The sequence below is a fragment of the Streptomyces sp. NPDC005070 genome (genome assembly GCF_053600395.1).
The window spans coordinates 17,880-43,033 of sequence record NZ_JBSFZS010000030.1; the positions used below are offsets into that span (position 1 = coordinate 17,880).

At 70.4% G+C, this 25,154-nt stretch carries 17 protein-coding genes; 5 read left to right on the forward strand and 12 right to left on the reverse strand.

Annotation, left to right across the window (positions count from 1 at the left end; all coding sequences use genetic code 11):
* The first annotated feature begins 301 nt into the window (after nt 1-301).
* Nucleotides 302-3,214: a glycoside hydrolase family 3 C-terminal domain-containing protein gene (locus tag ACWEBX_RS13150; RefSeq protein WP_451884949.1), complete on the forward strand. Its 2,913-nt coding sequence runs from the start codon at nt 302-304 to the stop codon at nt 3,212-3,214.
* A gap of 159 nt (nt 3,215-3,373) precedes the next feature.
* The gene (locus ACWEBX_RS13155) at nt 3,374-3,853 is read left to right on the forward strand and encodes a helix-turn-helix domain-containing protein (protein WP_451884950.1); all 480 of its coding nucleotides are present in this window, start codon (nt 3,374-3,376) and stop codon (nt 3,851-3,853) included.
* A gap of 248 nt (nt 3,854-4,101) precedes the next feature.
* Here ACWEBX_RS13155 and ACWEBX_RS13160 read toward each other — a convergent pair whose 3' ends face one another.
* The 4 genes from ACWEBX_RS13160 to ACWEBX_RS13175 all read right to left on the reverse strand — a co-directional run bounded on the left by ACWEBX_RS13160 (nt 4,102) and on the right by ACWEBX_RS13175 (nt 11,612).
* Nucleotides 4,102-5,298, reverse strand: coding sequence for an acyltransferase family protein (locus tag ACWEBX_RS13160; protein ID WP_451884951.1), 1,197 nt, complete (start codon nt 5,296-5,298; stop codon nt 4,102-4,104).
* Between the two features lie 336 nt (nt 5,299-5,634).
* Entirely contained in the window at nt 5,635-7,080 is a 1,446-nt protein-coding gene (locus ACWEBX_RS13165; protein WP_451884982.1) for an aldehyde dehydrogenase family protein, read from the reverse strand.
* A gap of 254 nt (nt 7,081-7,334) precedes the next feature.
* Nucleotides 7,335-9,002, reverse strand: coding sequence for a PucR family transcriptional regulator (locus tag ACWEBX_RS13170; protein ID WP_451884952.1), 1,668 nt, complete (start codon nt 9,000-9,002; stop codon nt 7,335-7,337).
* 192 nt (nt 9,003-9,194) lie between these two features.
* Nucleotides 9,195-11,612, reverse strand: coding sequence for an ATP/GTP-binding protein (locus tag ACWEBX_RS13175; protein ID WP_451884953.1), 2,418 nt, complete (start codon nt 11,610-11,612; stop codon nt 9,195-9,197).
* 301 nt (nt 11,613-11,913) lie between these two features.
* Here ACWEBX_RS13175 and gabT point away from each other — a divergent pair, with 301 nt between their 5' ends.
* Both gabT and ACWEBX_RS13185 read left to right on the forward strand, forming a co-directional pair.
* Entirely contained in the window at nt 11,914-13,248 is a 1,335-nt protein-coding gene (gabT, locus tag ACWEBX_RS13180; RefSeq protein WP_451884954.1) for a 4-aminobutyrate--2-oxoglutarate transaminase, read from the forward strand.
* Nucleotides 13,249-13,778: 530 nt separating this feature from the next.
* Complete coding sequence (locus ACWEBX_RS13185; RefSeq protein WP_451884955.1) at nt 13,779-14,429, forward strand: phosphatase PAP2 family protein; 651 nt, start codon at nt 13,779-13,781, stop codon at nt 14,427-14,429.
* Here ACWEBX_RS13185 and ACWEBX_RS13190 read toward each other — a convergent pair.
* From ACWEBX_RS13190 to ACWEBX_RS13225, 8 genes are all read right to left on the reverse strand, one after another.
* Nucleotides 14,368-16,203, reverse strand: a complete 1,836-nt coding sequence (locus ACWEBX_RS13190) for a chitinase (protein WP_451884956.1) — start codon at nt 16,201-16,203, stop codon at nt 14,368-14,370. The genes ACWEBX_RS13185 and ACWEBX_RS13190 overlap by 62 nt on opposite strands.
* A 178-nt stretch (nt 16,204-16,381) precedes the next feature.
* Complete coding sequence (locus ACWEBX_RS13195) at nt 16,382-16,840, reverse strand: hypothetical protein (RefSeq protein WP_451884957.1); 459 nt, start codon at nt 16,838-16,840, stop codon at nt 16,382-16,384.
* Between the two features lie 202 nt (nt 16,841-17,042).
* Entirely contained in the window at nt 17,043-18,470 is a 1,428-nt protein-coding gene (locus tag ACWEBX_RS13200) for an NAD(P)/FAD-dependent oxidoreductase (protein ID WP_451884958.1), read from the reverse strand.
* Nucleotides 18,471-18,500: 30 nt separating this feature from the next.
* Entirely contained in the window at nt 18,501-19,301 is an 801-nt protein-coding gene (locus ACWEBX_RS13205) for an ABC transporter permease (RefSeq protein ID WP_387299300.1), read from the reverse strand.
* Nucleotides 19,302-20,231, reverse strand: a complete 930-nt coding sequence (locus ACWEBX_RS13210; protein WP_451884959.1) for an ABC transporter permease — start codon at nt 20,229-20,231, stop codon at nt 19,302-19,304. It lies immediately after the preceding gene.
* Nucleotides 20,231-21,382 (reverse strand): ABC transporter ATP-binding protein, encoded by a 1,152-nt coding sequence (locus ACWEBX_RS13215; RefSeq protein WP_451884983.1) that lies wholly within the window; start codon nt 21,380-21,382, stop codon nt 20,231-20,233. The genes ACWEBX_RS13210 and ACWEBX_RS13215 overlap by 1 nt, the downstream gene beginning before the upstream one ends.
* 5 nt (nt 21,383-21,387) lie before the next feature.
* A complete protein-coding gene (locus ACWEBX_RS13220; RefSeq protein WP_451884960.1) occupies nt 21,388-22,635 on the reverse strand; it encodes a polyamine ABC transporter substrate-binding protein in 1,248 nt (415 codons plus the stop codon).
* Nucleotides 22,636-22,711: 76 nt separating this feature from the next.
* Nucleotides 22,712-24,238, reverse strand: coding sequence for a gamma-aminobutyraldehyde dehydrogenase (locus tag ACWEBX_RS13225; protein ID WP_451884961.1), 1,527 nt, complete (start codon nt 24,236-24,238; stop codon nt 22,712-22,714).
* Between the two features lie 208 nt (nt 24,239-24,446).
* Here ACWEBX_RS13225 and ACWEBX_RS13230 point away from each other — a divergent pair, with 208 nt between their 5' ends.
* The gene (locus tag ACWEBX_RS13230; protein WP_451884962.1) at nt 24,447-24,998 is read left to right on the forward strand and encodes an NADAR family protein; all 552 of its coding nucleotides are present in this window, start codon (nt 24,447-24,449) and stop codon (nt 24,996-24,998) included.
* Nucleotides 24,999-25,154: the final 156 nt, after the last annotated feature.

Consider the following 25,154-nt stretch of genomic DNA (forward strand, 5'->3'; position numbering starts at 1 on the left):
TTGAGTGGAGCTGCCTGAGCCGAAGCGGTCCTCGGAGGACTGTGCCCCGGGAAGAGGGAAGCCCGACAATCGAAGCGCTTCGATGTTGCTGCGAGGTTAAGTGAACGCCTGGGGGTGCACAAGGGTCGATCCCAAGATTCCTCGGAGCCGCCAGACAACAGAGCGTGTCCGGGCGGCACTTGACCTCACTGGCGGGAAACAGAGGTGGCCCGGTCACGCGTCTTGACACCCACCCCGTGGTCGATCGAGCATCGAAGCGCTTCGAAAGACCTTCGATGCCCCACCGCGAAGGGATCACCACGTGCCCGCAGAGACGCCACCCATGCCGCCCTTCCGCGACGCGAGCCTGTCGTTCGCGAAGCGCATCGACGACCTGCTGACGCGGCTCACGCTGGAGGAGCGCATCGCGTTCCTGCACCAGTACGCGCCCCCCGTCGAGCGGCTCGGGATACCCGCCTTCCGCACCGGCCAGGAGGCGCTGCACGGGGTCGCCTGGATGGGGCCGGCGACCGTGTTCCCGCAGGCCGTCGGGCTCGGCGCGACCTGGAACACGGACCTCGTGCGCCGGATCGGGGAGGCGGTCTCCTCGGAGGCGCGCGCGATGCGCGCCCGCGACGACCGCGTGGGGCTCAACGTCTGGTCCCCCACGGTCAATCTGCTGCGCCACCCGTTGTGGGGCCGCAACGAGGAGGGCTACTCGGAGGACCCGGCGCTCACCTCCGCCATCGCCACCGCGTACACCCGCGGGCTGCGCGGCGACCACCCGGTCTACTGGCGTACGGCGCCGGTCCTCAAGCACTGGCTCGCGCACAACAACGAGACGGACAGGGACACTTCGTCCGCCTCCGTCCGGCCGCGCGTGCTGCACGAGTACGACCTCCTCGCCTTCCGCGACACCGTGGCGGCGGGCGCCGTCGCCGGGGTGATGCCCGCGTACAACCTGGTCAACGGCCGCCCCAACCATGTCTCGCCGTATCTGCGCGAGCATCTGCGGGCCTGGACCGACCAGGAGCTGCTGGTCTGCTCGGACGCGGGCGCGCCCTCCAACCTGGCCGACTCCGAGCACTACTTCGACACCCACGAGGAGGCGACCGCCGCCGCCCTCCTCGCCGGCGTCGACAGCTTCACCGACCACGGCACGGACGGCTCGCGGATCACCGCACGCGTCCGGGGCGCACTGGAACGCGGCCTGCTGACCGAGGCCGACATCGACACCGCGGTCCGCCGCCAGCTCGCCGTGCGCTTCCGGCTGGGCGAGTTCGACCCGGACCTCGACCCGTACGCGGACACCGGGGAGTTCGACACGCCCGCCCACCGCGCGCTCGCCCTCGAAGCCGCGGAGCAGGCGGTCGTCCTGCTCGAGAACGACGGTCTGCTGCCCCTGCGCCCCGGCGTCCGCCTCGCCGTCGTCGGACTGCTCGCCGACGAGTGCAAACTCGACTGGTACAGCGGCACGCTCATCCACCGGTCGACACCGCTGGAGGGTCTGTACGAGCGTTTCGGCGCCGAGCGGGTGGACTTCGCCGAAGGCGTGGACCGCGTACGCCTGAGGACCGCGTCCGGCCGGTATCTCGCGGTACCCGCCGTGGAGGACGCGCCGAAGGAGACGCGGGGTGCCGAGGGCGCCCTCGATCCGGCGCTGCTCACGGGCCGCACCGACCTGCCCCCGCTGACGGCCGACACCGTCGGCACCGAACTGGCGCTGATCGACTGGGGCGAGGACGTCCTCACGCTGCGCGCCCCCGACGGCCGCTGTCTGTCGGTCGCCGACGACGGATTCCTCCGCGCCTCCGCCGAGCAGCCGGGCGGCTGGATCGTCCAGGAGACCTTCCGGCTGGAACCCTCCGCATCCCATCGAAGCGGCCACCTCCTGAAGCACCTCGGGACGGGCGGATACGTCTGTGTCGCCGCCGACGGCGTGAAGGTTGCCGGGCGGGACGCCGGGGAGGCCGAGACCTTCGAGGTGGAGTTCACCGAACGCGGTGAGGACGCCGTGGCGCGCGCCGCGGCCGCGGCCGACGTGGTCCTCGTCGTCGCGGGCAACGACCCGCACATCAACGGCCGCGAGACCGAGGACCGTAGAACGCTGCGGCTGCCCGCCCACCAGGAGCGTCTGCTGGACGCGGCCCGCGCGGCGAACCCGGACACCGTGCTGGCGCTGGTCTCCGCCTACCCGTACACGGTCGGCCGCACCGGCCTTCCCGCCCTGCTGTGGACCGCGCACGGCGGCCAGGCGGCGGGCACCGCGCTGGCCCGTGTGCTCGCCGGGGACGTCTCGCCCGCCGGACGGCTTCCGCAGACCTGGTACGCCGGGGACGGCGACCTTCCCGGTCTGCTCGACTACGACGTGATCGGCGGACGGCAGACCTACCTCTACTTCGAGGGGACTCCGCTCTACCCCTTCGGGCACGGGCTGTCCTACGCCTCGTTCGCCTACGCGGACCTGCGGGTCCTCCGGGAGGCCGACGCGTTGACCGTCTCCTGCACCGTGACGAACACCGGGGCCGTGACCGCCGACGAGGTCGTCCAGCTCTACACCCGGGCGGTCGCGCCGTCCGTGCCCCGCCCGCGCCGCGCGCTGGCGGCGCACCGCCGGGTCCGGCTCGACCCGGGGGCTACGACCGGTGTCACCTTCGAACTCTCCCTCTCCGTACTGGAGTTCTGGGACGTGGCCTGCGGGCGCCGTCGCCTTGAGCCGGGCGCGTACGACCTGCTGGTCGGGGCGTCCAGCGAGGACATCCGGCTGGCCGAGACCGTCGAACTCGACGGCGCACCGGGCATGTTCCGCCCGGTGCGCGAACGCGGCCTGAACGCGGCCGACTTCGACGAACACGCCGGCATCGCGATCGTCGACCGTACGAAGTCGGCGGGCGACGCGGTGACCACGGTGGACGGCGGCCCGGGCGAACTCCTCTACCTGGGGTGCGACTTCGGAGCGGGCGTCAGCCGTGTCGCCGTGGAGGTCGCGGGCGAGGGCGTCGTGGAGGTCACGCTGGACGACGGACCGTCGATCCGGGTGTCGCCGCGGGGCTCCGGGCCGGTCATCGGAGAGCAGCGGGGCTCCGGGCCGGTCGCCGAAGTGCCGGCGAGCGGGACGGGCGGACCTTACAACTACCGCGTGCTCACCGCCGCGTTCACCGCCGACGGTGTGCGCGACGTCCGCCTCAGACTGCGCGGCCGGCTCCGGCTCGCGCACGTCGGCTTCTCCGGTTGAGGGTCCGGAGAAGCCGGCACAGGGGCCCGGCACCGGAAGGCATCGGTGCCGGGCCCCCTCTCCGAGGACGTTAGCTGAAAACGATTGTCACTAGACACGTCGTTTTCGGTCACGTCCGACAGCCCGACAGGCACGGTCTCCCGTCACCGGGGGTCCAGAGTGACCAGGGGTCAGGGGGTCGGCGGCGGTGAGCCGTCGGGCAGAGCGGCGCTCGCGGCCGGGTTGCGGCGGCTGAAGGAGAAGTCCGGGCCCAGCTTCGGACGCCTCGCCGACAGGACGCACTACAGCCGCTCGTCATGGGAACGCTTCCTCAACGGCAAGCAACTGCCCACCGCGGCGACCCTGGAGGAATGCGCCACGGCCACGGCCACCGATGCGGACGCGGACGTGCTGCGCGGGCTGCCGGAGGAGGCCCTGAAGCGGACGGACTCGGCGGGCCCGGCCGGACAACCCGGCGTCGTGCAGCCTGGTCCCGCGCATGACGGTGCTGATGCCGCCGGCTCACAGCACTACAGCCGAATTCGCCCTGCCCACGGGGAACACGCCAGAATGGAAAGTCGTGGATTCAGTCACGGGCGAGGTCGCGTGATCCGTAACTGTGTGGCGAGTCCGGCCATATCCGGCTCATATCAGCAGTAGGCCGCGCTGGCGGTGAGGGTCTACGTCGCATTTGATCCGCCCGCACGCTCGCCGCCCAAGGTTTTTGGCGACGACCTCGATGACGCAGCCGGGAACAGGTTATTAGCCGGGTCTGCCGTCATAGTTCCCGCCCGCTCTACCCGTCGCATGCAGAACGGATCGTCAGGTCAACCTGAACAGGGCCCCCGTCGCTGTAGCGCCTTGGACCTTATCGGCCCAAGGCGCTATAGCACATGCCAGATCCCTCGTCAGTCCTTCTCGGGTTGGCCAGGGTGAAGCATGCCCCGCCGGCGCGATGAAACCGCCTCGACCATGAGTTTCCACGACCGGTTGCGCTTGAAGGGCATTTCAAATACCTCGGCGAAAATCCACGCCGCCAGAAGCGAAACAGGCACCCCGAGCAAGAGTGTGAACCAGAACGTGGACAGCCCCGGAGATACATAGTGTGGGGCGACCTTTCGAACTATGGTCATGATGATCGGCAAATGGATGAGATACAGACTGTAAGAGAAGTTGCCGAGACGGCGAATGGGGCGCGTGTTCAGAAGCCATACAAGGAAAGCGGGCTTCCCCGTGGAAACCGACACGACAAGCAGCGTCATGGCGGGGACGACCGCGAGATCCATCCAAAAATAGTGCCCCACCGTCCAGACCGATCCCCTGATCACCACGAGCGACAGAACCGGAACAGCCGCCACGAGCGCCATCCAATGCCACGGCAGGCGCCGAACCTTCTCCGATGCCGCGATGACACCCGCGCCGACCAGGCCCGCAACAAAGACCGGGGCGAGATTCAACGTCAGTCCGTTCATGCCCTCGACCGGCAATGCGTTCTTTGACAGCAGGCCACGCGCGACGACGATAAGCGTGACGACGGAAATCAGAGGTATCGCCCCCACCCGTCTCCGAAGCAGCACGAAAATCGGGAAGACGAGATACAGCTCGGCCTCCACGGCGATCGACCAGAACGCACCGTTCGGAGTAGGCGCCGTGAATACGTCCTGGGCTACGAGACCGTAGACCAGAATTGTTTTGCCGTCCGGAGGTCCGAAATGTGATGCGGGCACCACCAGCCAGGCAATCATCAAACTGAATGCAAGTGCCGCCCAATAGGGAGGAAAAATTCGCCAGGCACGTCGGCTTAGGAAAGTAGCAACACTGCCCAGGCGCCAATCCTTACGCGCCGTCGAGATGGCCAGGGAGAATCCGGAGAGAATCAAAAAGAAGACGACAGCGAAACGCCCGTACATCAGCCAGCCCAGCCATGAAGGGCCCGAATTGGCAGGAAAGCCTCGAAACGCCAGTAGCCAGCAATGAAACAGGAGTACGTACAGTGCGGCCAAGCCGCGGAGCCCATCGAGACCCGACACATGGTCTCGAACGGACGCCGAGTCTGCGCCGGTGCCGGTGCCGGTGCCAAGATCGCTGCTGATTGGCTGGCTCACAATTAATGAGATCGTTCGGCCCTCTTCCAGTGTCCTGTTCGCGACACGCAGCCACCGCCTCGGCGATCCGTGCACGATGGTGTCCTGAGGCCGGTGCTCCGCGCCGACCTCACAGTCCGCCCTGCGTTTTCGGGCAGCACAGGAACGCTCCCCGGCGACTGATACGTTGCACGTGGCCGAAGGGTTCAACGGTGACCGCGCCACCTTCGAAGCCGGACGAAGATCCTCACGCACCAGGCAACATTCAGGCATCTCTGCACGTCAGAGCATGAGAAACGCCGACGGCCCGAGTCCCCGCACAGTGGACTCGGGCCGTCGGCCTCGGGTGGGTCTCCGTCAGAGTGCGAGACCCGTCAGCACGAGCACGCGCTCGTAGGTGTAGTCGTCCATCGCGAACGTGACGCCCTCACGGCCGACACCGGACTGCTTGGCACCGCCGTACGGCATCTGGTCGGCGCGGTAGGACGGAACGTCGCCGATCACGACGCCGCCCACCTCCAGGGCGCGGTGCGCGCGGAACGCGGTCTGCAGGTCGTGCGTGAACACGCCGGTCTGGAGGCCGTACTTGGAGTTGTTCGCCGCCTCGAAGGCAGCCGCCTCGCCGTCCACCTTCTGCACGGTCAGGACCGGTCCGAAGACCTCCTCGCAGGAGATCGTGACGTCGGCCGGAACGTCCGCGAGGACGGTCGGGGCGTAGGAGGCGCCCTCTCGCTTGCCACCGGTGAGCAGCGTGGCGCCGGCCGCGACGGCCTCGTCCACCCAGGACTCGACGCGCTCGGCGGCGGCCTCGCTGACCAGCGGGCCGACATCCGTCGTGTCGTCGGACGGGTCGCCGGTGACCTGGGCCTCGACGGCGGCGACGATGCGCGGCAGCAGGCGCTCGTACACCGCGGCGTCCGCGATCACGCGCTGCACCGAGATGCAGGACTGGCCGCCCTGGTAGTTGGAAAAGGTCGCGATCCGGGTCGCGGCCCAGTCCAGGTCCGCGTCGCTCGCGAAGTCGGCGAGGACGACGGCCGCGCCGTTGCCGCCGAGCTCCAGGGTGCAGTGCTTGCGCGGCACCGAGTCCATGATCGCGTAACCGACGGTCTCGGAACCGGTGAAGGAGATGACGGGAAGGCGCTCGTCCTGGACCAGGGCGGGCATCTTGTCGTTGGCGACCGGCAGGATGCTCCAGGAGCCGGCGGGCAGGTCGGTCTCGGCCAGCAGGTCACCGAGGATCAGGCCGGACAGCGGGGTCGCGGGCGCCGGCTTGAGGATGATCGGGGCACCCGCGGCGATGGCCGGGGCGACCTTGTGGGCGCACAGGTTCAGCGGGAAGTTGAAGGGCGCGATGCCGAGGACGACACCCTTGGGGAAGCGGCGCGTGAGCGCCAGTCGGCCCTGACCGCCCGCGTCGGTGTCGAGGCGCTGCGCCTCGCCGCCGTTGAAGCGGCGGGCCTCCTCCGCGGCGAACCGGAACACGGACACCGCGCGGCCGACCTCACCGCGGGCCCACTTGATCGGCTTGCCGTTCTCGGCGGAGATGAGCTGGGCGATCTCCTCGGTGCGCTCGGCCAGCCGGCGCGAGACGTGGTCGAGGGCGGCGGCGCGTACGTGGGCCGGGGTCGCGGCGAACTCGTCGCGCACGGCGTACGCGGCGGCCACGGCCTCCTCGACCTGGGCCTCGGTGGGCACGCTGACCTGACCGACGAGCCGGTCGTCCCACGGCGAGGTGACGTCGAAGGTGGTCTCGCCGGTGGCCTGGCGGCCGGCGAGCCAGAAGGCGTGGGTGGCCCCCACAATCTTGTTCTGGGGCATGTGCGAGTCCCGGGCCCTTCCGTAGTGGGGGTGACGACTGGGATGTTTCTGGTGGTGCTGCGCTTCCCGTCCACGGTAGGGCCGGGACCATCTCCGGCCGTTTGTCCGACGCGTAGCAGTCGGAGGGCGGGGTACGCCGGTTTGGACTGATCGCCCGAGGTCGCACGCCCCATTGCCCGAGCGGGTCGCCGCCGACGGCGGGAAGACCCGTTCACGCCCCGTCCCGGCCGTCCCGTTCACTCCCCCGTCGCGGCCGTCGTCTTCAGGGCCAGCCAGAGCTCCATCCGGACGTCGGGGTCGTCCAGGGAGCGGCCGAGGATCTCCTCGACCCTGCGCATCCGGTAGCGCAGCGTGTGCCGGTGGACACCCAGGTCGGCGGCCGCCGCGTCCCACTGCCCGTGCCGGGACAGCCAGGCCCGCAGCGAGGCGACGAGGTCCCCGCGGCCGGTGGCGTCGTGATCGTGGAGGGCCCGCAGGAGCCCGTCGGCGAACGCCCGCACGGCGTCGTCCGCGAGCAGCGGAAGTACGGACCCGGCCGCCAGCTCCTCGTGCTCGACGAGGACCCTGCCCCGCCGCCGGGCGACGGACAGGGCCTGTTCGGCCTGCTTGTAGGCGGCGCGGGCGGCGATCGGTCCGGCGGGGGCCGAGAGCCCGACGACGAGTTCGTCCTCGTCGCCCGCGGCCCCGGCGGACTGCTCGCGCGGGACGGCCCGCGCGGACTCCAGGCCGACGGCGTAGTCCCCGCAGGCCGCGACCGCGGCACCGCCGTCCACGGCGAGCACGACCAGCCGTTCCCCGTCGGGCACGACGAGCACGGACTCCCCCGAACGCGCGGCGGCGGATTCGACGACCTCCGCGAGCCCGCCCAGCGGATCGCCGTTGACGTCGGGCGCGGCGACGGCGCTCTTCGCGGGCGCGGCGGCACTCACCCGGGCGTGCCCGTCGGCGTGCGCCCGGCCGGCCGACCCGGACACCGACTCGGCGATGATCAGCCGGAAGGGGGCGTCGAGCAGTTCGCCGTACAGGTCTCCGGCGACGGCCCGCGCGTGGTCGGGTTCCCCGGCCAGCAGCATCCCGAGCACGGCCGCGCCGATCCGCTGCTCGGCGGCGTGCAGGGACCGCGAGCGTTCGGTGGTCAGGGTCAGCAGGGCGATGGCCGAGTGCACGGCGTAGCGCTCGGCGGTCCCGAGGGCGCCGGCGGTTCCGACGGCGAGCGCGGCGCGCGGCCTGCGTCCCGTTCCGAGGGAGTGCAGTTCGACGCGGTCCTCCCCGCCCACCACGGAGCTCGCGGGGGCGGGCCGTTCACGCAGCCGCTCCACGTCCGGGGTGAGCCGGGCGGCGCGGCGTCCCGCCCAGTCGGGTGCGGCGGCGACGACGGCGCCGGACGCGTCGTAGAGCGCCGCCCATCCGTCGACCTGTCCGGCGAGTGCGGCGAGCAGTCCCTCGGGGCCGTCGTTCAGTGCCTGCTTGGTGAGCTCGCGCTGTGCGGCGAACCCCGCGGTGACGGCCCGGTACTGGTCCGCGGCGATGGCGGCGGACACGGCCTTGCTGATGGCGAGGAAGGGGGTGCGCCGGGGCACTTCGAGGAGCGGCAGTCCCTCCTCCTCGGCCGCGTCGACGAGGGCCTTCGGGATCTCGTCGTAGTTGACCCCGACGGCGAAACCGATCCCGACGACTCCGGCGCCGGCCAGCCGCTTCACGTACCGCCGCATGACCTCGGGATCGTCCGCGTCCAGCTTGAGCGCGGTGATCAGGAGCAGTTCCCCGCCCTCCATGTACGGCACGGGGTCGGCGAGCTCGCTGACATGGGCCCAGCGGACGGGCACGTCCAGGCGGTCCTCGCCCGCACGCACCGTGAGCTTGAGCGCGGAGTGGTGGACGAGCGAGGCGAGCGTGGGGGGCATGGGGCCTTCAGGTCGGTGTGAGCTCGGTGATCTCTGTGATCTTTTGGCCGCGGCGTATGAACGGCCTGTGTCGATTCTGCCTCACCGTACGGTCGCCGTGTGCGTTCATCCCCATACGCCCTGGTCAGCGGGTCCGCACACCCGTACGCCCGGCCGACCCTCAGCCCCGTGTCCCCCGCGCCCGGCCGGCCCTCAGCCCCGCAGGTCCACCAGCAGCGGCGGGGCGTGCTCCCCCTTCACGCTGGTCAGCGACAGTACGGCGTGGCCGGGCGGGACCGCGTGGGCCAGTTCGGAGGCGGACCAGCGCTCCCGCTCGACCTGACGCACGGTCACGGCGTCCGTGGTCACCGCCTTGCCGGTCACCAGCTTGCGCAGCGCGTGGATGGCCCGGGTCATGGGCTGGTCGGCGAAGACGGTGTGCTTGGCCACATCGCGTGCCTCCACCCATTCGGTGCCCCAGGACTCGGCGAAGCGGCCGCCGTCCCAGGTCGTGACGCCGGAGAAGGCCATGCGGCAGCCGACCGCGCCGTAAAGCGGCCCGTGCAGGGCCTCGGGGATGTCGCCGATGGTCCGCAGGGCGAGAACCACTCCGGCGTTGTGCGCCCGCAGGCCCTGGATACGGCGTACGGTCTCCGCGGTCAGGGCGCCGGTCGCGTCGTCGAGGACCAGGCAGGCGAAGTGGCCGCGCCGGTCGCCGCCGCGGACGACGGCGGCGAACTGGGCGAGCAGGAGCCGGGTGACGAGCTGCGACGCCTCTTCGTAGCCGCGTTCCGGCAGGTCGACGCGGACGCGCAGCGGATGATGGGCCACCGCCCGCAGCGAGAACGGCCGGGCGCTCGCGCCGGAGCCGAAGAAGTCCGCGAAGACGGGCCGGTCCAGCAGCGCCAGCCGGTCGGCCAGAACCGGGCCGGGGTCGTTCGGGCCGCCGCTCTGCCGCAGCCGTGCCTCCAGTTCGCGGAGCATCGCGGGGTGCCCCCCGGCCGACAGGTCCTGCCGCAGGGGCTCCAGCAGCGCGGGCACTCCTTCGAGCAGTTCGCGCAGCACCGGGATCGTGGGGAACGTGCCGTGCACGGCGCGGTAGGGACCGAGCAGCTGGGCCAGGGCGGTGGCGGCGCGCCGGACGTCGACGCCGTCGACGCTGCCGACCAGGCCTTCCGCGAGGAACGCGGCGGCCTCGTCGGCGTCGTCGCAGTCGGCGTACAGGTCCAGGTCGTGGACCGACTCGGGGTCCCCGAGCTTCACGACGACGTCGTACGACGCGTCGGGGCCGACCGGCGTCCCGGCGGCGGCCACGACGACGACGGCACAGCGCGCGGTGAGGGCCTGCAGCCCGAGGGATTCGGCGACGGGTCCGACGAGGTGGCGTGTCTTCCCGGAACCGGCCGGTCCGACGGCGAGGAGGGAGGTGCCGAGCGTCGCCGGGCCGAGGGCGGTGCCCGCGCCGGAGTAGGCGAGCGGGGTGCGTTCCCTGGCGACCCACCGGCCGAGCCGCACCTGGCCCGCGAGGAGGTCGTGGGAGGCGGCGCGGACGGGCAGGTCGCGGGCTCCGGAGGGATGGGTCCAGGCCGCCGCGCCGCGGCGCAGCACGGTGTCGCTGAAGACACCGAGCCGTCCGTCCTGCTTGGCCGTGGTCCAGACGCGCAGGATCCTCGCGCAGTCGACGTCGTTCATGCGTTCGGTCAGTATTTCGGAGGACAGCAGTTCCGCCGCCTTGTGCTGTCCGGTCGCCCTCAGTTCGGGCCATTCGGCAGGGGGGCCGGACGGCTCTTCGGGGGCGGCCGGGGACGCCGCCGCGGTGCCCGTCGCGGCCGGGGGGGAACCCAGGCGTTCCTTGGCGAGCGGCCACCAGCCGCCCAGTTTGGCGAAAGGCAGCAGAACCAGCACGGTGATCAGCGCTTCGACGCCGTAGCTGACCACGAGTGACGCAAACACGTCACGTCCGCCGGCGATCAGCGCCACCAGGGACAGCACCGGATCGACGATCGGCAGAGGGTCCCACCCGACGCCCGGAAAGGCGCCCGGCCAGACGAACGTCAGGGTCAGCAGGGCCGCCAAAGCCGCGATGACGGCCCGGCCCGGCTGCGCGCGCTGTACGACGAAGTGATGGGCGATCTCGCGCCAGCTTCCGAGACGCCCCATCACGTAGACCAGCACGGCGAAGAAGAGACCGTCGTAGACGATCCGGGCGTCCTCGCCCTGCCAGGTCCTCGGGGCCGTCGTCCCGCCCCACCACCAGCCCTCCGGCGTGAACAGTTTCAGCACGACCAGTTGGTAGGGGACGTTCCCCCGGCGCCACAGGGACCAGACGACGAGCCCGAGCACCAGGGGGATCACCAGGCCGACGACCGTCACGGAGGGCAGACGCCGGCGCTCCTTGGACTCCCGGGGGGCGACGTACCCGTACCGCCAGATCCCGAGGGCGGCGTCGGGGCGGGGCGCGTTGAGCCAGTCGCGCACGGCGGGGCGGGCCGCCGGCGGGCCCCCGGGCGGGGGCGGCGGGCTCGAGGGCCTGGGCGGAGCGCTCCCGGGGACGGCCCCGGGGGGTGCGGCCGGACGAGGCACGGGATCGGCATGCGTGCCACGTGCGTCGCGCGTACCGTCGAAGTCCATCGTGTGCGCCCCCTGACCAGCCAGTCCGCCTGTAGCTCTCAGGCCAATCTAGTGGTCCCGCGGGGCGAGTTCACCGTTTACGCGGCCGGGCCCGCGGTGGGACGGAAGGACCGCGCGTCCGCTCCTCTATGTCCATCGCGGACAACGGATTCCTCCGACAACGCCCACATGGCGCATGCCGAGCCCCCCTCCTCGGCTCTAGCCTGCGAAGAAACAAGGCAAGCGTCCGAAAACCCCCCGCCCGGACCGCCCCGCATCCGCCGGGGACCGTCCGGTTCGCAAGATCATCAGGGAGCCCCTCATGACCGCAGTTCCGCAGGAGCGCCGCGTCGTCACCGCCATCCCCGGCCCGAAGTCGCAGGAGCTGCAGGCCCGACGCCTCGCCGCGGTCGCGGCCGGTGTGGGGTCGACGCTCCCGGTCTTCACCGCGCGCGCCGGCGGCGGCATCATCGAGGACGTCGACGGCAACCGCCTCATCGACTTCGGCTCCGGCATCGCCGTGACGTCGGTCGGCGCGAGCGCCGAGGCCGTCGTGCGCCGGGCCTCCGCCCAGCTCCAGGACTTCACCCACACCTGCTTCATGGTCACGCCGTACGAGGGGTACGTCGCCGTCGCCGAGGCGCTCGCCGAGCTGACCCCGGGCGACCACGCCAAGAAGTCCGCCCTGTTCAACTCGGGCGCCGAGGCCGTCGAGAACGCCGTCAAGATCGCCCGCGCGTACACCAAGCGCCAGGCCGTCGTCGTCTTCGACCACGGCTACCACGGCCGGACGAACCTGACGATGGCGCTGACCGCCAAGAACATGCCGTACAAGAACGGCTTCGGTCCGTTCGCGCCCGAGGTCTACCGCGTGCCGGTCGCCTACGGCTACCGCTGGCTGACGGGCCCGGAGAACGCCGGCGCCGAGGCGTCCGCCCAGGCCATCGACATGATCAACAAGCAGATCGGCGCCGACAACGTCGCCGCGATCATCATCGAGCCGGTGCTCGGCGAGGGCGGCTTCATCGAGCCCGCGAAGGGCTTCCTGCCGGCGATCAGCCAGTTCGCCAAGGACAACGGCATCGTCTTCGTCGCGGACGAGATCCAGTCCGGCTTCTGCCGCACCGGCCAGTGGTTCGCCTGCGAGGACGAGGGCATCGTCCCGGACCTGATCACGACCGCCAAGGGCATCGCGGGCGGTCTGCCGCTCGCCGCCGTGACGGGCCGCGCCGAGATCATGGACGCCGCCCACGCGGGCGGTCTGGGCGGCACCTACGGCGGCAACCCGGTGGCCTGCGCCGGCGCGCTCGGCGCGATCGAGACGATGAAGGAGCTCGACCTCAACGCCAAGGCGAAGCACATCGAGTCGGTCATGAAGACCCGCCTCGGCGCCATGGCGGAGAAGTTCGACATCATCGGCGAGGTCCGCGGCCGCGGCGCCATGATCGCCATCGAGCTGGTCAAGGACCCGGCCACCAAGGAGCCGAACGCGGAAGCGGCCGGCGCGCTCGCCAAGGCCTGCCACCAGGAGGGCCTGCTGGTCCTGACCTGTGGCACCTACGGCAACGTCCTCCGCTTCCTGCCCCCGCTGGTCATCGGCGAGGACCTCCTGAACGAGGGTCTCGACATCATCGAGCAGGCCTTCGCCCGCATCTGACACGGACGGCGCCGCAGCACCGCGCCCCCGAACCCGCCCATGGGCCGATTCGGGGGCGCGGTGCTGCGGCGTTCCCGTGGGGGCGTGTGAAGAAGGTGTGCGAGGTGGATGGCGGGACGCGAATCCGCCTGTCGGAGGCGCACCCCCTGCCGTAGGTTCTAACCAGATCAGGGATACACCCGCCCGCAGGGGACTGTGGGCTGCACCGGGCCGAGGCCTCCCCGGCTTCGCCCTGGTCGTGCCCTCGCGCACACACCCGGAGCTTGCGGCTCCGGTTCTCCTCACCGATCGGACAGTCGCCCGCCCCAAACCCCCCGGGGCGCGCGACATTCCGGTCCGGGCGGCCGCCTCGGAACCACCCCCCCTGTTCCGGGGCGGCCGACTCCTTCTCCGGCCGGCCCATCGGTCCGCCGGCTCCTCGGCTCCGCTCGTCCGCGGGCCTCTTCCTTCCGCTTGTTCCCGGTCCTTCCGCCGTCGGTGGCGGGCGGGCCCGTGCCGTGGCGGCTCCGGACAATGGCAGGCTGTCCCCCATGTCCCGCACGCCTCTTCTGTTCGGCCTGCCCGGCCTGTGCTTCCTGCTCATCACCTGGCAGGTCACGGCGGGCGGTCCGCTCGTGAGCCTGGACGAGCGGCTGAGCGGCGGCCTCGTGCACCCGGACCGGTTCTCCGAACTGCTCGCCGACCTGGGCAGCGTCCAGGTGGCGGTCCCGGTCCTCGCGTCGGCACTGGTTCTCGTCGCCCTGCGGAACCGTGCCACCGGTCTGGACCGATGGTGGCTGCCCCCGGCCGCCGCCGCGGTCCTGATGCTTCTCGTCCCCGCGGTGATCGTGCCCCTGAAGGAACTCGTCTCCCGGACGGGCCCCCCGGTGATGGGGCCCGGCACCGGCTTCTATCCCTCGGGGCACACCGCCACCGCCACCGTCGCGTACGGCGCGGCGACCCTGCTGCTCCTTCCCCTGCTCCGCACCGCGGGCGCCCGTGGGGCGCTGCTGTGCGTGTGCGTGGCCCTGAACGCGGGCGTGGCCTTCGGCCTGGTCCGGCGCGGCTACCACTGGCCACTGGACGTGGTGGCCAGTTGGTGCCTCTGCGCGGTGCTGCTGTCGTCCCTGTGGCTGTTCGTCAGCCGAAGTACGCGTCGAAGTTCCGCGAGAACTCCCAGCCTCCGAACCGGTCCCAGTTGACCGACCATGTCATCAGACCGCGCAGGCCCGGCCAGGTGCCGTGCGTCGCGTACGAGCCGCAGTTGGTCTTCTTCGTCAGGCAGTCCAGGGTCTTGGTGACCTCGGCCGGGGCGACGTAGCCGTTGCCCGCGTTGGTGGTGGCGGGCATGCCGATCGCTATCTGGTCGGGGCGCAGGGGCGGGAAGACGTTGTTCGCGTCGCCCGCCACCGGGAAGCCGGTCAGCAGCATGTCGGTCATCGCGATGTGGAAGTCGGCGCCGCCCATGGAGTGGTACTGGTTGTCGAGGCCCATGATCGACCCGGAGTTGTAGTCCTGGACGTGCAGCAGGGTCAGGTCGTCGCGCAGGGCGTGGATCACCGGGAGGTACGCTCCGGCGCGCGGGTCCTGGCCGCCCCACTTCCCGGTGCCGTAGTACTGGTAGCCGAGCTGGACGAAGAAGGTCTCCGGGGCCATGCTCAGGACGAACTTCGAACCGTACTTGGCCTTCAGGGTCTTCAGGGCCGAGATGAGGTTGACGATCACCGGGGTGGTCGGGCTCTTGAAGTTCGTGTCGCTCGCGTCGAGGGAGAGCGAGTGGCCCTCGAAGTCGATGTCCAGGCCGTCCAGGCCATAGGTGTCGATGATCTTCGAGACCGAGGAGACGAAGGTGTCGCGGGCGGCCGCGGTGGTGAGCTGGACCTGTCCGTTCTGGCCGCCGATCGAGATCAGCACCTTCTTGCCGGCCGCCTGCTTGGCCTTGATCGCGGCCTTGAAGTCCGCGTCGCTCTCGACGGTGGGGCATTCGGTGACCGGGCAGCGGTTGAAGCGGATGTCGCCCGAGGTGACCGAGGTCGGCTCACCGAAGGCCAGGTCGATCACGTCCCAGCTCGCGGGCACGTCGGCCATGCGCGTGTAGCCGGCGCCGTTGGCGAAGCTCGCGTGGAGGTAGCCGACGAGCGCGTGCGCGGGCAGGTCGGAGGAACCTCCGCCGCCTCCGCCCGAGCCCGCGGAGGTGGTCGCGGTGACGGTCGCCGACTTCGCGGACTCGCCCGCGTCGTTGGTCGCGGTGACCTGGAAGGAGTACGCGGTGGAGGCCGTGAGCCCGCTCACGGTGGCCGAGGTCCCGGTGACGCTCTGGACCTTCGCCCCGTCGCGGTAGACGTTGTAGCCGGTCGCGCCGGACACCGCCGTCCAGGACAGGCCGACCGACGAGGACGTGACCGTACCGGCCGTCAGCCCGGCCGGCGGGGCCGGCGGCTGTCCCGCCTCGACGCCGGGGCCGGTCAGCGAGAGGTCGTCGGCCCAGTAGGAGCCGGTGCCGTACCAGCCGTGCGTGTAGATCGTGACCTGCGTGGTGGACGCGCCGGTGCGGAAGGTGGTGCTCAGCTGCTGCCAGTCGGCGGCGGACGGGGTCCAGGTGCTGACGTCGGTGGTGCCGGTGCCGGTCGCGCCGAGGTAGACGTAGCTGCCGCGGACGTAGCCGGAGAGGGTGTACTGCGCGTCGGGCTTCACGGTCACGGTCTGCGAGCACTGCGCGTAGTCACTGCCGGCCGGCGTCGCCATCATCGCCGAACTGCCACTGTGCACAGGAGAGTTGACGATCGTGGACGCCGTGCAGGTCCAGTTGCCCAGGCCCGACTCGAAGCCGCCGTTCTTGGCCACATTGACGTCGGCCGCCTGGGCGGCGGTGGAGAGCGCCACCAGGCCGGGCACGGCCAGGACGGTGGCCGCGCAGGCGGCGAGCAGCCTTCGGCGACGGTGCGCGAGGGGTCTGTCGTATCTGGTGGGGGCCATGAGTGCCTCCGGGCATGGGGGAGTTGGAGGAGGGAGCGCGCGCCCAACTTGGTCCAGACCAATTCGGTTGTCAAGACCCCTGACAGGCAACGGAGTTCGCACGGCCGCCCGGACCTCCCCCTCACCGGCTCCGGTTCCCCACTCCGGCTCCGGTTCCCCACTCCGGCTCCGATTCTCGTCACCGGCGCCGGTCCCCGCCACCGGCGAGGCCCGCCGCGGCCTCGTGCATGGCCAGTTCGAGCAGTGCCGGATCCGTGAGCGTGCCCGAGCCGTCCGGCGCGACCAGCCAGCGGACCCCGCCGGTCGCCCGTCCCGGGTAGGGCACCACGATCCAGGTGCCGAGGCCCGCCGTGCGCACGCCCGTGCCCAGCCACCTGGCGGCGGTGCCCGCGGGCACGAAGAAGCCCATCCGGGCGTCGCCGAAGTCGACGAGCACCGGCCCGGGCTGGTCGAGCACCCGGGTCAGGACGTCGAGGGTCGGATAGCCGAGCTCGGCCGGCAGGATCAGGACGTCCCAGGACTTGCCCGCCGGCAGCAGCGCGACCCCGCGAGGGCTGCGCTCCCATTCCCAGCGGCAGGCCTCGGGGTCCGGTGCCACGGATGCCAGCCACTCGACCGCCGCCTTGGGCCCTGTCATGACGGAACCTCCCTCTCGTGTGACGCGGGTCGCGTCACAGAGGAGAGGGAGGTCCGGGCGGTTCATTACGCGGGTTCGGACGACGAATTGACAAGAATTCGGTTCACCGGGCCGGCGCGGGGCAGGACGGTTCGCCGTCGACGACGGGCGGGCACCGCACCACCGGCGCCGAGCCGCCCCGGATCACCGGGTGCGCGTGCTCCTAACTGTCGAAGCCGAGGCCCAGTCTGTCCATCGTCTTCAGCCACAGGTTGCGCCGGCCGCCGTGCGTGTCCGCGCGGGCCAGCGACCACTTGGTGAGCGCGATGCCGGTCCAGGCGAACGGCTCGGGCGGGAACGGCAGCGGCTTCCTGCGGACCATCTCCAGCTCGGTTCGTTCGGTGCGCTCCCCGGCCAGCAGGTCGAGCATCACGTCGGCCCCGAACCGGGTGGCGCCCACACCGAGGCCCGTGTAGCCGGCCGCGTAGGCGACCCTGCCCTGGTGGGCGCTGCCGAAGAACGCCGAGAACCGGGAGCAGGTGTCGATCGCGCCGCCCCAGGCGTGGGAGAAGCGGACGCCCTCCAACTGCGGGAAGCAGGTGAAGAAGTGCTCGGCGAGCTTGGCGTACGTCTCGGGACGGTCGTCGTACTCGGCGCGCACCCGGCCGCCGTAGGGGTAGATCGCGTCGTACCCGCCCCACAGGATGCGGTTGTCGGCCGAGAGCCGGAAGTAGTGGAACTGGTTGGCCGAGTCGCCGAGCCCCTGGCGGTTCTTCCAGCCGATGGAGGCGAGCTGGTCGGCCGTGAGCGGTTCGGTCATCAGCGCGTAGTCGTAGACCGGGACGGTGTACGGGCGGACGCGCTTGACCAGGTTCGGGAAGATGTTGGTCCCGAGGGCCACCCGGCGGGCGCGGACGGAGCCGTACGGCGTGCGGACGGCCATGCCGGCGCCGGACGGCTTCAGGGCGAGGGCGGGCGTGTGCTCGTACACCCGCACGCCGAGCTCCACGCACGCGCGCTTGAGGCCCCAGGCCAGCTTGGCCGGGTGGAGCATGGCGACCCCGCGGCGGTCGTGCAGCCCGGCCAGGAAGGTCGGGGAGTCGACCTGGTCCCGTACCGCCGCCGTGTCGAGGAACTCGACGCCGTCGGCCAGACCCCGCCGCTCCAGCTCCTGGTGCCATTCACGCAGTTCGGCCGCCTGGTGCGGCTCGGTGGCGACGTCGATCTCGCCGCTGCGCTCGAAGTCGCAGTCGAGGGAGTAGCGGGCGACGGCCGCCTCGATCTCGTCGAGGTTGCGGGCGCCCAGCTCCTCCAGCTTCCCGATCTCGTCCGGCCAGCGGGTGAGCCCGTTGGACAGACCGTGGGTGAGGGAGGCGGCGCAGAAGCCGCCGTTGCGGCCCGAGGCGGCCCAGCCCACCTCGCGCCCCTCCACCAGGACGACATCCCGCCCGGGGTCGCGCTCCTTGGCGATCAGCGCGGTCCACAGTCCGCTGTAGCCGCCGCCGACGACGAGCAGGTCGCAGGTCTCGGCGCCGGTGAGCGCGGGCTCGGGGTGGGGTTTGCCGGGGTCGTCCAGCCAGTAGGACACCGGCTGGACGTCGGAAAGGGATTTCGTCCACTGATTACCACGGGTCATGGCGCTCGGGGCCATGATTTCAACTCCCTACAAAGGTGACAGGCGTTATGCCTTCTGCCTGTTCCGGCGATTTCCGATGATCATTCCGGACAGGACGAACAGTACGGCGACGAGGAACATGGCCGTGCCGATGACATTGATCTGAACGGGTGTTCCGCGCTGTGCCGAACCCCAGACGAACATGGGGAACGTGACGGTCGAGCCCGCGTTGAAATTGGTGATGATGAAATCGTCGAAGGAGAGCGCGAAGGCGAGCAGCGCGCCCGCGGCGATTCCGGGGGCCGCGATGGGCAGGGTGACCCGCAGGAACGTCTGCGCCGGGCCGGCGTAGAGGTCCTGGGCGGCCTGTTCCAGCCTCGGGTCCATCGACATGACACGGGCCTTGACGGCTGTCACGACGAAGCTGAGGCAGAACATGATGTGGGCGATCAGGATCGTCCAGAAGCCGAGCTGGGCTCCCATGTTGAGGAACAGGGTGAGCAGCGAGGCGGCCATGACGACCTCGGGCATCGCCATCGGCAGGAAGATCAGCGAGTTCACGGCGCCGCGTGCGCGGAAGCGGTAGCGGACGAGCGCGAAGGCGATCATCGTGCCGAGGACGGTGGCCCCGATCGTCGCCCAGACGGCGATCTGGAGGCTGAGTCCGAGCGAGCCGCACATGTCGGCGACGCCGCACGGATCCTTCCAGGCGTCCGTGGAGAACTGCTGCCACTCGTAGTTGAAGCGCCCCTTCGGTTTGTTGAAGGAGAACACGGTGACGACGACGTTGGGCAGCAGCAGATAGGACAGCGTCAGCAGTCCCGCGATGACGACGAGATGGCGCTTGAGCCAGGTGACGAAGGGCATTTAGACCAGGTCCTCCGTCCCGGACCGGCGGATGTAGACCGTGACCATGAGAAGAATCGCGGCCATGAGGATGAAGGAGAGCGCGGCGGCCGTCGGATAGTCCAGGATCCTCAGGAACTGGGTCTGGATGACGTTGCCGATCATGCGGGTGTCGGTCGAGCCGAGGAGTTCGGCGTTGACGTAGTCGCCGGCCGCCGGGATGAAGGTGAGCAGCGTTCCGGAGACCACGCCCGGCATCGACAGCGGGAAGGTGACCTTGCGGAAGGTCGTCCAGGGCCTGGCGTACAGGTCGCCCGCGGCCTCGTGCAGCCGGCCGTCGATGCGCTCCAGCGAGGTGTAGAGCGGCAGGATCATGAACGGCAGGAAGTTGTACGTCAGACCGCACACCACGGCGAGCGGGGTCGCGAGGACGCGGTCGCCCGCGGTCCAGCCGAGCCAGTCGGTGACGTCCAGCAGGTGCAGCGTGTTGAGCGCGCCGACGACGGGGCCGCTGTCGGCGAGGATCGTCTTCCAGGCCAGGGTGCGGATCAGGAAGCTGGTGAAGAAGGGGGCGATCACCAGGATCATGATCAGGTTGCGCCAGCGGCCCGCGCGGAAGGCGATCAGGTACGCCAGCGGGTAGCCGAGCACCAGGCACAGGACCGTGGCGGCGGCCGCGTAGGAGACCGAGCGCAGGAACTGCGGCCAGTACTCGGCGATCGAGTCCCAGTAGGTCGCGAAGTGCCAGGTGACCTTGTAGCCCTCCTCCAGGGAGCCCGTCTGCACGGACGTGGAGGCCTGGTAGATCATCGGCAGTGCGAAGAAGACGACGAGCCACAGCAGTCCGGGCAGCAGCAGCCAGTACGGGACGAGGCGGCCCCGCTTCTTCGGCGGCTTCGGCTCGGGCCGCGGCACGAGGGGTGGCGCTTCGGCCTCGGTGACGGTGGCCATCAGGCGGCCTCCTCCTCGGCCGTGTCGACACCCGCGTCGATGTCCTGGGCCGCGTCGAGGCCGAAGGTGTGCGCCGGGCTCCAGTGCAGGACGACGTCCGCGCCGGGGACCAGCCGGGAGTCCCGCTCGATGTTCTGGGCGTAGACCTCGAACTCGGGGCAGACGGCGCTGTCGATGACGTACTGCGTGGAGACGCCGATGAAGCTGGAGTCGGCGATCTTGCCGGTGATCCGGTTGCGGCCGGCGGGTATCGCGCCCGCGTCGTCGGCGTGCGTGAGGGAGATCTTCTCCGGGCGGATGCCGACGAGCACCTTGCCCCCGGTCTGCGCCGGGGCGGAACATCGCGCCTGGGGCAGCACCAGCTTGCCGCCGCCCGCCTTGAGGACGATGTCCTCGCCGCTCCTGGTGTCGACCTCGGCCTCGATGAGGTTCGAGGTGCCGAGGAAGTTGGCGACGAACGTGGTCTGCGGGTTCTCGTACAGGTCGGCGGGCGAGCCGAGCTGTTCGACACGGCCCGCGTTCATCACGGCGACCGTGTCGGCCATGGTCATGGCCTCCTCCTGGTCGTGCGTGACGTGGACGAAGGTGATGCCGACCTCGGTCTGGATCCGCTTGAGTTCGAGCTGCATCTGGCGGCGCAGCTTGAGGTCGAGGGCGCCGAGGGGCTCGTCCAGGAGGAGCACCTTGGGGTGGTTGATCAGTGCGCGGGCGACCGCGACACGCTGCTGCTGGCCGCCGGAGAGCTGGTGGGGTTTCTTGCGCGCCTGCTCGCCGAGCTGGACGAGGTCGAGCATGTCCTCGACCTGCTTCTTGACGCTCCTGATCCCGCGCCGGCGCAGGCCGAAGGCGACGTTCTCGAAGATGTCCAGGTGCGGGAAGAGCGCGTACGACTGGAAGACGGTGTTCACCGGCCGCTTGTACGGCGGCAGGTGTGTCACCTCCTGGTCGCCGAGGTGCACGGTGCCGGAGGAAGGTTCCTCCAGACCGGCGATCATGCGCAGGGTGGTGGTCTTGCCGCAGCCCGAGGCGCCGAGCAGGGCGAAGAAGGAGCCCTGTGGCACGGTCAGGTCGAGCGGGTGCACGGCGGTGAAGGAGCCGTAGGTCTTGCTGATCCCGGTGAGGCGGACGTCGCCGCTGTTCTCTGTCGTCATCATCGTCACGCCCCTGTGAGCTTCGCGAACTTCTCTTCGTAGGCCGTCTCTTCCTTCTGGCTCAGCGCGCGGAAGGAGTGTGACCTGGCCTGCATGGCCTTGTCGGGGACGATCAGCGGGTTGTTCGCCGCGTCCTGGTCGATCTTGGCAAGGTAGGGCTTCACGCCTTCGACCGGCGTCGCGTAGTTGATGTACGCGGCGAGCTCGGCGGCCTGCTCCGGCTCGTAGTAGAAGTCGATCAGCCGCTCGGCGTTCGTCTTGTGACGCGCCTTGTTGGGGACCAGCAGGTTGTCGGTCGACGTCATGTAGCCGCTGTCGGGGATGACGAAGTCGACGTCCGGGCTGTCGTTCTTGAGCTGGACGATGTCGCCGGCCCAGGCGACACAGGCCGCGATGTCGCCCTTGGTCAGGTCGGACGTGTAGTCGTTGCCCGTGAAGCGGCGGATCTGGCCCTTGTCGACGGCCTTCTGGAGCCGGGCTATCGCCGCGTCGTAGTCGTCGTCGGTGAACTTCGACGGGTCCTTGCCCATGTCGAGCAGGGTCATGCCCATGGTGTCGCGCATCTCCGACAGGAACGAGACGCGGCCCTTGAGCTTCGGGTTGTCGAGGAGGTCGGAGACCGACTTCACCTCGATCCCGTCGAGGGCCTTCTTGTTGAAGGCGACGATGGTGGGGATGCCCTGCCACGGGTAGGAGTAGGCGCGTCCCGGGTCCCAGTCGGGGTTGCGGAACTGGGGCGACAGGTTGGTGTAGGCGTGCGGCAGGTTGGACGGGTCGAGTTTCTGCACCCAGCCCAGCCGGATCACGCGCGCGGCCAGCCAGTCGGTGAGGACGATCAGGTCACGGCCGGTGGGCTGCCCGGCGGCGAGCTGCGGCTTGATCTTGGCGAAGAACTCGTTGTTGTCGTTGATGTCCTCGGTGTACTTGACCGAGATACCCGTCCGCTTGCGGAAGGTCTCCAGCGTCGGGTGGTGCTTGCCGCTGTCGTCGAGGTCGATGTACTCGGTCCAGTTGGAGAAGTTGAGGGTCTTCTCCGTGGCCGAGTGGTCCTGGGCGGACGTGCCGCCCTGGGTCCTGCCCGCCGCGGGGATCCCGCAGGCGCTCAGCGCCCCGAGTCCGCCGACGGCCAGCGCGCCGCCCGCCGAGGCGCGCAGCAGTGAACGACGGGTGAGGGACGCCCTGCCGTTCCGGAAGCTGCGCCGCATGGCGGCCAGTTGCACCGGGGACAGGCGTTCGGGCTCGTACTGCTCCATGCTCTGGTGCCCTTTCGAAAGGGTCGCGGCCGTGGTCGCGGCCTGGTCTGCCACAGGGCCGTAGCCGGTGAACGGTCTACGGCCGGTCCCCGAAGACCGTGCGGTGCCAGTCCTTCCTGGCGACCGCGGTGTTGTCGAACATGACGTGCTTGACCTGTGTGTACTCCTCGAAGGAGTAGGCGGACATGTCTTTGCCGAAGCCGGACGCCTTGTAACCGCCGTGCGGCATCTCGCTGATGATCGGAATGTGGTCGTTGACCCACACGCAGCCGGCCTTGATCTCGCGGGTCGCGCGGTTGGCCCGGTAGACGTCACGGCTCCAGGCGGAGGCGGCCAGTCCGTACGGTGTGTCGTTGGCGAGCGCGATGCCCTCGTCGTCGGTGTCGAAGGGGAGCACCACGAGCACCGGGCCGAAGATCTCGGCCTGGACGATCTCGCTGTCCTGCGCGGCGTCGGCGACGAGCGTGGGCGCGTAGTAGGCGCCGCTCTTGAGGTCTCCCTGGGGAGCCTCTCCGCCGGTGACCACGCGTGCGTAGCCGCGGGCCCGGTCGACGAATCCTGCGACGCGGTCGCGCTGGGCGTGCGAGATCAGCGGGCCGAGGTCGGTGCCGGTCGCGAACGGGTCGCCCACGCGGACGCTCGCCATCAGGGCGGCGGTGCGCTCGACGAACGCGTCGTAGAGCGGGCGTTGCACGTACGCGCGCGTGGCGGCCGTGCAGTCCTGGCCGGTGTTGATGAGCGAACCGGCGACCGCGCCGTTGACGGCGGCCTCCAGATCCGCGTCGTCGAAGACGAGGAAGGGGGCCTTGCCGCCGAGTTCCAGGTGGAGGCGCTTGACGGTCGCGGTGGCGATCTCGGCGACGCGCTTGCCGACGGCGGTCGACCCGGTGAAGGACGTCATGACGACGTCGGGGTGGCCGACGAGGTGTTCACCGGCCTCCTTGCCCAGACCCGTGACGATGTTGACGACGCCGTCCGGGATGCCCGCGTGGGTGGCCGCCTCGGCGAAGAGCAGGGAGGTCAGCGGGGTCAGCTCGGCGGGCTTCAGCACGATCGTGTTGCCGGCCGCGATCGCCGGGAGGATCTTCCAGGCGGCCATCTGGAGCGGGTAGTTCCAGGGCGCGATGGAACCGACGACCCCGATGGGCTCGCGGCGTACGTACGAGGTGTGGTCGCCGGAGTACTCACCGGCCGACTGGCCCTGGAGATGCCGGGCGGCGCCCGCGAAGAACGCGGTGTTGTCGATGGTTCCCGGGACGTCGAACTCGCGGGTCAGCTTGAGGGGCTTTCCGCACTGCAGCGACTCGGCCTGGGCGAACTCCTCGGCCCGCTCGGCGAGCACGGCGGCGAACCGGTGCAGCGCGTCGGACCGCTCCCCGGGAGTGGTGGCCGCCCAGCCGGGGAAGGCCGCGCGGGCGGCCGCCACCGCCGCGTCCACGTCGGCGGTGCTCGCCAGCTCGTACGTGTACACCTCCTCGCCGGTGGCGGGGTCCACGACCGCGTGCATGCGACCGGAGGTGCCCTGGGTGAGACGGCCTCCGATGTACTGCGCGCCGTCCGCGAGGCGGTCCTGCGCCTGGAAGCGATGGCCCGGATTGTGCATGTCGCTCTCCTCCGCCGTCCTCCCCGTCGAAACGGGGGTCGGCGTAGCTCCAGCTCGATTTGAGTGCCGATCCTGGCAGAGCAAAGGGACTCCAACAAGTGATTTCGTTGTTGCCTTTTGGTTACGCGACGGAATCCTTTGACCAGGTGTCGAGTCCTCCCGGAAAAGGCGGGACGGTGTGTCAGTGGTGCGTGCCAAAGTGGCATGCATGGGGAAGATCGATACACGGGACGCACTGGTCAGTGCTGTCGCGTCGGGGACGCCGGTGAAGTACCTGCACTTCTGGGGACACCGCCCGAGGGCGGACGGCACGGTGGGATCGAGCTGTCTCAGCCAGTGGTGGCCCTCACCCTTCGTGGTCGAGGAGGTCGAATACGCGACGGCCGAGCACTGGATGATGGCGTCCAAGGCGCGCCTCTTCCGCGACGCCGAGGCCGAGCGGCAGGCGGTCGGCGCCTCGAATCCCGCGCTCGCCAAGAAGGCCGGGCGGCTGGTGCGCGGCTTCGACGAGGCCGTCTGGCGGCGCGAGCGGTTCCGGATCGTCGTCGAGGGCAGCGTCCACAAGTTCTCCGCCGACCCCGGCCTGCGGGCGTTCCTGCTGGGCACGGGCGGGCGGGTGCTGGTCGAGGCGAGCCCCATGGACCGGGTCTGGGGCATCGGACTCGCCGCGAACGACGACGGCGCCTTCGACCCCCGCCGCTGGCGGGGCGAGAACCTGCTGGGCTTCGCCCTGATGGAGGCACGCGAGCGGTTGCGCTAGCCGCTGGGCTCGGCAGGGAACCCGGGGACCACCGACCGTCGCTGCCCCGGTCCCGCCACCGGGTCCGCTCGGAGGCCGACGGCCTCGGCTCGCCGGGGGTGGCTTCACAGGTGCGGGGCGGAGCGCCCCGCCACATGACGGGCTCGGCGGCGCGGG

Coding starts and splice junctions, on each gene's coding strand:
- ACWEBX_RS13225 (WP_451884961.1), bottom strand. CDS start 24,238: ATGCACAATCCGGGCCATCGCTTCCAGGCGCAGGACCGCCTCGCGGAC.
- ACWEBX_RS13200 (WP_451884958.1), bottom strand. CDS start 18,470: ATGGCCCCGAGCGCCATGACCCGTGGTAATCAGTGGACGAAATCCCTT.
- ACWEBX_RS13210 (WP_451884959.1), bottom strand. CDS start 20,231: ATGGCCACCGTCACCGAGGCCGAAGCGCCACCCCTCGTGCCGCGGCCC.
- ACWEBX_RS13175 (WP_451884953.1), bottom strand. CDS start 11,612: ATGGACTTCGACGGTACGCGCGACGCACGTGGCACGCATGCCGATCCC.
- ACWEBX_RS13185 (WP_451884955.1), top strand. CDS start 13,779: ATGTCCCGCACGCCTCTTCTGTTCGGCCTGCCCGGCCTGTGCTTCCTG.
- ACWEBX_RS13215 (WP_451884983.1), bottom strand. CDS start 21,382: ATGACGACAGAGAACAGCGGCGACGTCCGCCTCACCGGGATCAGCAAG.
- ACWEBX_RS13190 (WP_451884956.1), bottom strand. CDS start 16,203: ATGGCCCCCACCAGATACGACAGACCCCTCGCGCACCGTCGCCGAAGG.
- ACWEBX_RS13195 (WP_451884957.1), bottom strand. CDS start 16,840: ATGACAGGGCCCAAGGCGGCGGTCGAGTGGCTGGCATCCGTGGCACCG.
- ACWEBX_RS13220 (WP_451884960.1), bottom strand. CDS start 22,635: ATGGAGCAGTACGAGCCCGAACGCCTGTCCCCGGTGCAACTGGCCGCC.
- gabT (WP_451884954.1), top strand. CDS start 11,914: ATGACCGCAGTTCCGCAGGAGCGCCGCGTCGTCACCGCCATCCCCGGC.
- ACWEBX_RS13170 (WP_451884952.1), bottom strand. CDS start 9,002: ATGCCCCCCACGCTCGCCTCGCTCGTCCACCACTCCGCGCTCAAGCTC.
- ACWEBX_RS13205 (WP_387299300.1), bottom strand. CDS start 19,301: ATGCCCTTCGTCACCTGGCTCAAGCGCCATCTCGTCGTCATCGCGGGA.
- ACWEBX_RS13230 (WP_451884962.1), top strand. CDS start 24,447: ATGGGGAAGATCGATACACGGGACGCACTGGTCAGTGCTGTCGCGTCG.